This is a genomic window from Rhodococcus sp. As11 (assembly GCF_048957735.1).
Lineage (GTDB): Bacteria > Actinomycetota > Actinomycetes > Mycobacteriales > Mycobacteriaceae > Rhodococcus > Rhodococcus gordoniae.
The window spans coordinates 1-3,435 of record NZ_JARDJE010000045.1; the positions used below are offsets into that span (position 1 = coordinate 1).

Genomic DNA, 3,435 nt, shown 5'->3' on the forward strand with positions numbered 1-3,435 from the left:
AGTTCGTCGAACACCCCGGCCCGAACCCAGGTCGTGAAGCGGCGGTGTGCGGTCGGAACGCTGACCCCGAACGACGGTGGCAGGTGCCGCCACGCGCACCCGCTGGTGAGCACGTAGACGATAGCGGTGAACACGGCCCGATCATCGATCGCTGCCCGGCCGCCGCCCTGCGGTCGCGGCGAGAAGCCAGGTAGTAGCGGTTCGACGATCTCCCACAACGCATCCGGCACCAGCCGTAAAGACAACGCATCAACCACGATGGTGCATTATGCCGCACATAAGATCTGGGCCATAAGAGACATGCTCTTATAGCCCATAGGGGATATAGGGGTAGCGTCAATCAGACCGGCAGCGTCTCGCCAGGTCGCCGATCTTCGAACCCGAAACTGTCGTTGCAGTATTAGCGTGGCCGCAGCGAAGCAGGCCATCGGGGACGCAGCCGATGCGATGCCCGGCAATGAACTCGCACAGGCCATCGCAGCGCTGCACGCCCGTGAACGCGAATCTTCATCGCCGGGACAGCGTCGCGGCGTTCGATCTGATGGGCACCAAGTTCGTCCTGCCATCCACATGGGAGGACCGCCGCCGCTGATCACGGGGGGTGGCGGAGGCGCTCGGCGAACAGGTTGGCGTCGTCGATGACCGCCCCTTCGAGCAGGCGAGAGAACTCGTCGGAGTCGATGGTGGGAGCGTTCGATGCTTTCCCGTTCAGGCGGGGCGTTCGGGGCCGGCTCTTCACATGTCCGATGCCTTTGCTGAGCAGGTACCAGTGGAAAGCCGGGCCGAACTCCTGGCCGCTGTCGGTCTGCACCTGTACAACTTGGAACGGCAGTTTCGACACCACACCGGGAGGTTTCTTTCTCGTCAACGGATTGGCGTGCCCCGGCGTGAGGGGATGGCCCCTACGTCTCGGATGTGACTGTCGTCGGTCCGCAATGGCGTGCGGCACTGAAGTCCCCGTCGTGGGGAGGGTTTCGCGTGTTGCCGTCATGGACGACGACGACGAGAACGGCCCGATCGGGTGACACCGATCTCACCCGGTGTGGTGTGTTTGCGTCGAAGTAGAGGCTGTCGCCTTCGTCGAGCTGGATCACCTGCTCGGCCAGGGTCACTTCGACCGCACCCGATGTGACGTAGATGAATTCCTCCCCCGGATGCTCCATATAAGCGGTGTCGGGGTGGACCGTCGGGTGAACCACGAACGGCTGCATGGCTTTGCCGACCATCCGGGTGGCGACGGGGTCGTATACCGCGCGCCCGCTGGTGCCGTCGATCCGGGCGCGTTGGCTGCGACGTTCGATGGTGACCACGGTGTCGTCGGGGTTGCCGGAGAACAGCTGGCTGACGTCCGCGTCCAATGCACCCGCGATTTTCAGCGCGACCGCGATCGACGGTGTGCGGATTCCTCGCTCGACCTTCGAGAGGTAACTCTTGGTCAGGCCGGTTTGCTCGGCCAAGGCATCGAGCGTGAGTCCTGCGCGTCGCCTGTGTGCGCGCAACAACGCCGCCATTGGGTGCACCCACCTTTCCTCGGTCGTACGGGCGTGCCGATCGCCGCCCTCGCTCATCGTATCGCGGAGTACACAATGTTGACAGTTAGGACACAATGTGTCCTATAGTCATCGTTGTGTCCTCCCCTCACCTCTACGGAAGGAGCTCGAGATGGCCACCACCATGAACCTCGGGAAAACCGAACTGATGACCTCGGCCCAGAAGGACATGAACACCAAGCTCACCAAGACCGAATGGACGGATCGCCAGAAGATCGCACTGACCTGCCGCTCCCTCTTCGACGCCGGCCACGACTCCGGTCTTGCCGGCCAGATCTCGGCACGCGGTGAAGAACCCGGCACGTTCCTGACACAACAGCTCGGCCTCGGCTTCGACGAGATCACCGACAGCAACCTACTGCTCGTCGACGAGGACCTGCGAGTTCTCGAAGGCAGCGGAATGCCGAACCCCGCCAACCGTTTCCACAGCTGGATCTACCGCGCCCGCCCCGACGTGAACTGCATCGTCCACACCCATCCGCTGCACGCGGCGGCATTGTCGATGCTCGAGATCCCCCTACAGGTCTCACAGATGGACGTCACTCCCCTGTACGACGACTGTGCGTTCCTGCCGGACTGGCCCGGCGTGCCCGTCGGCAACGAAGAAGGAGAGATCATCTCGGCCGCACTCGGGGACAAACACGCCATCCTCCTGGCACATCACGGCCAGCTCGTCGTCGGCGCCACCATCGAAGAAGCGTGCTCACTGGCCCACCTGATCGAACGCGCCGCGCGACTCCAGCTTCTGGCGATGGCCGCCGGCGAGATCAAACCGCTTCCTCCCACGCTGGCCCAGGAAGCCCATGATTGGACCCTGACCCCGCGGCGCAGCGACGCCAACTTCCAGTATTACGCCCGCAAAGCGCTCCGCTCCCATCCCGACGCGATCACCACATCCTGACCCGCGCCCCCATCCTCTTGGAGAACATTGTGACCACCATCCACGGAATCGTTGCCTATCCCGTCACCCCGTTCGACAGCCACAACCCCGACAAGATCAGCATCGACATCCTCCATCTGCTGCTCGACCGCATGATCGACGCCGGTGTCGATGCGATCGCCCCGCTGGGCAGCACTGGGGAAAGCGCCTACCTCGACCACAACGAATGGGCCACCGTCGCGGCCGAATCCATCCGGCACACCGCTGGGCGGGTTCCCACCGTGGTGGGGGTCTCCGACCTGACCACCGCCGGAACCGTACGCCGCGCACAGATCGCCGAACGGCTCGGCGCCACAGCGGTGATGGCCCTGCCCATCTCGTACTGGCGCCTGACCGAGGACGAGCTGCGACAGCACTTCACCACGCTCGCAGAATCCATCGGCATCCCGGTCATGGTCTACAACAATCCCGCGACGACCGGCATCGACATGTCCCCGGAGTTCCTGTTCGAACTCGTCAGCGAAGTCGACAACATCACGATGGTCAAAGAATCCTCCGGTGACATCACCCGGATGCAGCGCCTCAACCAGCTCAGCGGCAACACACTTGCATTCTTCAACGGGAGCAACCCCCTCGCGCTGAAAGCATTCCAAACCGGAGCCACCGGATGGTGCACCGCCGCACCGTGTCTCGTCCCCCACCAGGTCGTCGACTTCCACCGCGCAATCACAGCAGGACGAACAGACACCGCAGCCGACATCTTCGACAGGCTTCACCCATTCCTCGAGATGATCGTCGGCCGCGGCCTGCCCGCCACGATCAAATCCGGTCTGCGCAGCATCGGAATCGAAGCCGGGGATCCGCGCCGACCCCTGTTGCCGCTCGACGAACCCGGAGCCACCGAGTTGAAGCGACTCATCGACACCTGCTAGTGCCGCATCACGCAACGTTTGCCCCGTCGACGATCTCCCGTAGCTGTTGATCCTCGGCGTGCTTGTTGCGCCA

5 protein-coding genes are annotated in these 3,435 nt (G+C 63.5%); 2 read left to right on the plus strand and 3 right to left on the minus strand.

Annotated elements, in window-relative coordinates:
- From PV766_RS23945 to PV766_RS23955, 3 genes are all read right to left on the minus strand, one after another.
- Positions 1 to 257 (minus strand): transposase (locus PV766_RS23945; protein ID WP_421098110.1); only part of this gene is annotated, 257 nt, incomplete at its 3' end.
- Positions 258 to 592: 335 nt separating this feature from the next.
- On the minus strand, positions 593 to 844 hold the full coding sequence (locus PV766_RS23950) for a hypothetical protein (RefSeq protein ID WP_421098111.1): 252 nt from the start codon (positions 842 to 844) through the stop codon (positions 593 to 595).
- 58 nt (positions 845 to 902) lie between these two features.
- Positions 903 to 1,511, minus strand: a complete 609-nt coding sequence (locus PV766_RS23955; RefSeq protein ID WP_421098112.1) for a helix-turn-helix domain-containing protein — start codon at positions 1,509 to 1,511, stop codon at positions 903 to 905.
- A 151-nt stretch (positions 1,512 to 1,662) separates the two neighbouring features.
- On the opposite strand from PV766_RS23955, the gene PV766_RS23960 reads away from it, so the two are divergent.
- Together PV766_RS23960 and PV766_RS23965 are read left to right on the plus strand one after the other, a co-directional pair.
- Complete coding sequence (locus PV766_RS23960) at positions 1,663 to 2,451, plus strand: aldolase (protein WP_421098113.1); 789 nt, start codon at positions 1,663 to 1,665, stop codon at positions 2,449 to 2,451.
- Positions 2,452 to 2,477: 26 nt separating this feature from the next.
- Positions 2,478 to 3,362 (plus strand): dihydrodipicolinate synthase family protein, encoded by an 885-nt coding sequence (locus PV766_RS23965; RefSeq protein ID WP_421098114.1) that lies wholly within the window; start codon positions 2,478 to 2,480, stop codon positions 3,360 to 3,362.
- Positions 3,363 to 3,435 lie beyond the last annotated feature (73 nt).

What these genes read in the sequence shown, in the direction of transcription:
- PV766_RS23955 (WP_421098112.1), bottom strand. Translation starts at nt 1,511, where the DNA reads ATGGCGGCGTTGTTGCGCGCACACAGGCGACGCGCAGGACTCACGCTC.
- PV766_RS23960 (WP_421098113.1), top strand. Translation starts at nt 1,663, where the DNA reads ATGGCCACCACCATGAACCTCGGGAAAACCGAACTGATGACCTCGGCC.